Annotated in this window: 4 protein-coding genes; all 4 read left to right on the top strand. The window is 29.8% G+C overall.

From position 1 onward, the window contains the following. Window positions 1-444: hypothetical protein (locus ACEYOS_RS12830; RefSeq protein ID WP_373784642.1), on the top strand; the 444-nt coding region annotated here is incomplete at its 5' end. A 15-nt stretch (window positions 445-459) separates the two neighbouring features. Then, on the top strand, window positions 460-1,725 hold the full coding sequence (locus ACEYOS_RS12825; RefSeq protein ID WP_185226548.1) for a site-specific integrase: 1,266 nt from the start codon (window positions 460-462) through the stop codon (window positions 1,723-1,725). Between the two features lie 112 nt (window positions 1,726-1,837). Beyond that, window positions 1,838-5,038 carry a class I SAM-dependent DNA methyltransferase gene (locus tag ACEYOS_RS12820; RefSeq protein WP_185226547.1) on the top strand — a complete coding sequence of 1,067 codons (3,201 nt, stop codon included), beginning with the start codon at window positions 1,838-1,840 and terminating at the stop codon, window positions 5,036-5,038. Continuing rightward, complete coding sequence (locus tag ACEYOS_RS12815) at window positions 5,028-5,633, top strand: hypothetical protein (protein WP_185226546.1); 606 nt, start codon at window positions 5,028-5,030, stop codon at window positions 5,631-5,633. The genes ACEYOS_RS12820 and ACEYOS_RS12815 overlap by 11 nt, the downstream gene beginning before the upstream one ends. Window positions 5,634-5,789: the final 156 nt, after the last annotated feature.

The following is a 5,789-nucleotide window of genomic DNA, read 5'->3' as shown; positions in this document are numbered from 1 at the left end:
TGGCTTCGTATTGTAAAAGTGAATAATGGAAATTTAGAACAGATTGTTAGTAAAAGTATTACGGAAATTTCAGTTGTTACAAATACAATGGGAAAGAATAATTGGAAAGATGAAGCGGGAGGCTTTAATTATAAATCTTTCAATGAGTTAATGAAGATTTCCCAAGAGTTTACAAATTATAGAAATGAAGCAGGATTATCAGAAAATTCATTAAAGCCCATTGAATTTATTGAAACCAGCGAGCCTGTTTTATATTTCTCTTTAAAAATCTATACCCATAAAGGCGGTTCAGAACAAACAACTTCTTCAACATTGTCCAAAACAATAAATATTTATGCCGATAACCAACTTATAAAAACTTTAAAATACTCCTTAGATGACTTGATAAAAGCAGAAGGAGTGTCAATACGGGACTTTAAATTGGGTTCTATTGAAAGTAGATAATCAATTTTTTCTAATATGAATATAAAATATCACGCTCAATTTCTTCTTGATAGGGAAAAAGACAACCCTACTGCAAAACTGCGATATCGCATTAAGTGGGATGGCAACATTGTGGCTTTCAATTTGGGATATAGGGTAGAAGTACAAAAATGGAGCACAGAAACACAACGCTGTAAAGCAAATACAACTCATGGAAACAAAAAAGTCTCGGCAAGTGTTATAAATAGAAAGATACAGTTATTTGAATCCGCTTGTGAGAAAACTTTTCAGAAATATGAAATTGATGATTTGATACCTAACCAAGACCAGTTTAGGGAATGGTTTAATGTTGAGATTGGAAGAACGCCTAAGGAAGAACTGAAATCTGAAAAGAATTTTTTTGTGATATATGATATGTTTGTTAATGAAGAATCAATTAACAGTCAATGGAATTTCAGGACTCTTCAAAAAATGAAAACGCAGAAAAAAGTATTGGAAGAATTTGACCATGATATTTCGTTTGAGAAATTTAATGAGCAATATCTTTCAAATTATCAGCGATATTTAGAAGGGAAGAATCACAAGAATTCAACAATTTCAAAAGAGCTTGCTGCATTGAAGTGGTTTTTGAAATGGGCTATGAAGAAAGGTTATACAAAAAGTGGAGAGTTTGAAAAGTTTAAACCAAAAATTAAAAATGTTCAAAAGAAAATCATTTTTTTGAACAAGTCTGAGTTAAAGAGATTTACTGAATATGAAATACCTACGGATAAAAGCTATCTTGAAAAAATAAGAGATGTTTTTTTATTTCAATGCTTTACGGGATTGAGATATTCGGATGTGTTTAATTTGAAAAGATCTGATGTAAAGGACGGTTACTTAGAGATAACAACACTCAAAACAGCAGATAATTTGATAATAGAATTGAATAGTTATAGCCGAAAACTTCTAAACAAATATATCGATGTAGAATTTGAGCATAATAAAGCTTTGCCTGTAATCAGTAATCAAAAAATGAACGATTATTTAAAAGAACTAGCTGAATTAGCTGAGATAGATGAACTAGTTACCCAAACTTATTTTAAAGGTAATGAAAGGATTGAAGAAGTTTTACCAAAATATTCACTTATGAGTACTCATGCAGGTAGGAGAACCTTTGTTTGCAATGCTTTGTCTTTGGGAATTCCACCTCAAGTGGTTATGAAATGGACAGGACATAGTGATTATAAGGCAATGAAGCCATATATTGATATTGCTGATGAAATAAAAGCAACAGCTATGGAGAAGTTTGATTCTTTTTAACGAAAATCTTTCTCGCCTAATAAGTGAATGAACAAAAATTCCTTGAAAGAAAAGTTTTTTTTAATAAGTTTAAAGTATCTTTGAAGATTGTGTACTAATTGTATGTAGTAATATGGCAACACTTGATATTCTTGAATTTCTTGATTTAGGTAGAGCAAAGTCTATTCAATCCGATAGTGAAAAACTATCGGATAGTGAAGCTGTTATCCTAAATGAAGTAAAAGAAAAAGATTTTGGTGTTGATTTAATTTATTTCAATACAGACGAAGAAACCAATAATAGTTTTCCTGCTGTTTTTCTGAAAAAAGTTGCAAATTTCAATGATGAAATATATTTAAAAGACATTGCTGAAACACAACGTAAAATTTGGAACTACAAAAAAGTATTGTTTCTGTATGTATATTCGGAAACGGAAATCCGTATCTACAATTGCTCTGAAAAACCACTTATAGTAACCAAAGATGATTTTGATTACAAAAATGAGTTACAAGAAATTGAAATTAATTCCTATCAATATTCCGACAAACAACAGTTGCAAGAACTCAATAAGCTATTTTCTAGAATTGCCATCGATACAGGAATTATCTGGACTTTAGAAGACGCGAAAATTGTTCGGGATAAAATAAATTTACAAAAAAGAGTTGATAAATATTTAGTAACCAGTTTGGTTAATACGGCTGAATATTTAAGGAGTCAAGGGTTAGAAATAGATTTCATTCATAGAATTATTCTACGGTCACTGTTCCTTTTATATCTTGAAGACAGAGGTGCTGCTGAAAAGGATTTTTATAGTCAAATCAAAAAAGATGCTGAATCATACTTTGATATTTTAGACGATGTAACAGCTACTTATGATTTATTCAAACGACTTGAAAATCATTTCAATGGTAATGTATTTACATTAGAACAAGGCGAAAATATTTCAAGAGAACAGCTTCAAATAATTAAAACTTGTTTCATTCGTGGGAACGAAAAAAACTATAACGCACAGTTCTTTGATGATTGGAGGCAATTTAGGCTTTTTAATTTCAAAATAATACAAATTGAGTTACTAAGTGAAATTTATGAAAATTTCTTAGCTGAAACCGATCCTACATTAAAAGAAAATTCTGGCACTTACTATACACCACCATCATTAGTTGAGTTTATTTTAAATGAAAAACTTCCAGTAAATAATGGAGAAACAGAATATAATGTGAAAACATTGGATCCAAGTTGCGGTTCTGGAATTTTCTTGGTTGAGAGCTTCAAACGATTGGTTAAACGTTATGAAAATGCTCATAGCATTGATAACCTTTCGGACTTTGACACTTTAGTTAAGCTATTAAAAGAAAATATTTTTGGAATTGAAATTCATCCACAAGCAATAAAAGTTGCTGCGTTTAGTTTGTATTTGGCTTTGGTTGATAAATTAGACCCTAAAAATCTATGGCAAAATAAAAATTATCGTTTACCTTATTTAGTAAACGACCCAAAGGAAAAGAATGAGCAGAAGAAAGGTCGAAACCTTTTTTGTCGGGATACTATTTCTGACTTGTCATCAATAGATGAATTGCAGAACTTTCGGCTTGTTGTAGGAAATCCTCCTTTTGGCGATAAGAACTTATTAGATACGATTAGAAATTATTGTAATAAAGAAAATTTTGCAAAAGAAAAGGTATTGCCATTTTTACATAAGGCAACTTTCTTTGCTCCTCATGGTGAAATTGCATTAATATTTAACACAAAGGTCTTAACCAATACAAGAGGAACTTACAAGAATTTCAGAGAATGGCTTTTTAATCAATGCTATGTAGAAAAAGTTTTTAACTTTTCAATCTTACGTAAAGCTAAAAAGAATTTCGGCGGACAATTGTTCGGAGATGCAACAGGTCCAATAAGTATTGTATTTTACAAAAATCATCAGCCTGATAATCGAAATGATACTATTGTTTACTATGCTCCAAAAACTTGGGTAAGGTCTAATGTTATTGAAGGATTGTCAATAGATTCGACTGATATTAAATATATTCCAAGAGAAGAATGCCAAAAGCCAGATACCAAAATCTGGAAAGTGGCAATGTGGGGAGGAATGAATGATTGGAATTTAATAAAAAAATTGAATAACTCAAAGTTTCAAACAGTCGAGAATTTTATTGTTGACAATAATATTAAATCTGGAGTTGGATTTCAATTGCTTACACAAAAAAAGGACACTCCTAAATATTCCGAAACACTTACATCGTTGGATTATTTGGATGCGGAGTGTGTAAATAAATATTTTACACCAAACGAAAAACTAAATTCTGTAAGAAATGCAATAAAAACATCTAAAGCTATTAATTTTTATAAAGAATTTTACAACGTAAATAACATTACAGAAATTGAACAATTAACTGCTTTTAGAAGATTGGGAGATATTGACGCATATATTAATCCTCACATTATTTTAAAGAAAGGTCTTGAAAACAATAGTGTTTGTGCTTCATTTATTGAAAATCAATGTTCGTTTAGAGATGGTGTTTATGGCTTTTACACAAATGAAAGTAAAATTGATGAGCTTTATAAGTTATTGAGTTTTTTCAATTCAAAATTTAGCACTTATTATTTGTTTATGACAATTTCATCGTATGGAATTGAACGCGAGCAAATAATGAAGAATGAATATTTGTCAATTCCTTTTTCGTTAAATGATGAACAAGGATTGAAGATTATAGAGGCTACAAAAGAACTTTTAATCAAAATGAAATCAAAATCTTTTTTAAATAATGATTTTGAAGAACAGGATTTGAAAAATTTCATTAATGAAAATATTGATTCTACAATTCTTAATGGTTTCAACTTTGAAGAATATGAAAAAGTATTAGTATCAGATGCAATATTGTATAACTTAGATTTATTTCATAATCAGGAAAAGTCAAAAGCAATTTTACCTGCGACCGAAAAACAACCTGAAGAATACGCTCAAATAATATCTTCAGAACTCAATGAATTTCTTGAAGGACAAAATGTATTTGCAAATGCAACTGTTTACAATCTAAAAGGTTTAAAATCATCGCCTTTGATGATGATAAAAATATCCCACGAGAAAACTAAAAAAGAAATTTCTATCTCTAATGAAAACATTGGTGATGAATTAATGAGACTTGACCAATATTTGTGGGAACAGAAAGCGAAAAACATATATTTCAGAAAAAAACTCAATTACAAAAGAGGGGATGACATTTATATCATTCGTCCTAATCAACGTAGATTTTGGTCTCAATCAATGGCTTTTGAAGATGCCTCCGAATTAATTCTTGAAATTTTAAACGGAGTACACGATGAAGCTTAGTGAGATTTACAGAAGGGCTTTTGAGGATGATTGTATAGAATTAGTTGTTAATGCATACAATTTAGCCATTGTAGAAAAGAAATATCAAACCGATTGGCTTGAAAATGATTTTTCAGAATTATTATGTTATTATGTCAATGAAAGTCAATTTTCTATAGATAAAGGCATTACTTGTAAAACTGAAAATAAGCTGTTTTCTAATGCAGAAAATCAGACAAAAGGTTTTGCAGATAAATTACCGAGAATTGATTTCGTTTACTTTAAAATATGGAAAGAGCAAAGGTTTCATTACTACATGGAAGCTAAAAGACTAAAAGAAAAAGACTCCAAACTGAAAAGATCTTATATCAAGGAAGGAATGCAAAGGTATCTTTCTGAAAAATATCCAATGGGTTGTATGTTAGGGTATTTACTTGAAGGTAATGCTGACGAAACTAAAAACGGGATTAACTCTCTTTTAATAAAAGATAAAAGAAACTCTGAAGTGCTAAACCTTGAATCTCACAATCTTATAAAATCCTATTATGAATCCAATCATTCCAAAATTGGAATTCTTAAGCATTTGATTTTTGACTTTACAAATAATCAAAATTAGTCCCTACTTAAAAAATCAGGGACTAAAACAGGGATTATCTAAACATATCTATTGGTTTTTGATTGGTTATAAAATTTCATAAACCGCTAATAATCTGTTTTTTAATTATTTACTGTGTTTTATTGTGATATAAAGATACTCCCGTCTTCGCTACTA

It is taken from the genome of Kaistella sp. (genome assembly GCF_041824135.1).
Classification (GTDB): Bacteria; Bacteroidota; Bacteroidia; order Flavobacteriales; family Weeksellaceae; genus Kaistella.
The sequence above is the reverse complement of the archived record's forward strand: the minus strand, read 5'-3'. Positions and strand labels throughout refer to the sequence as shown.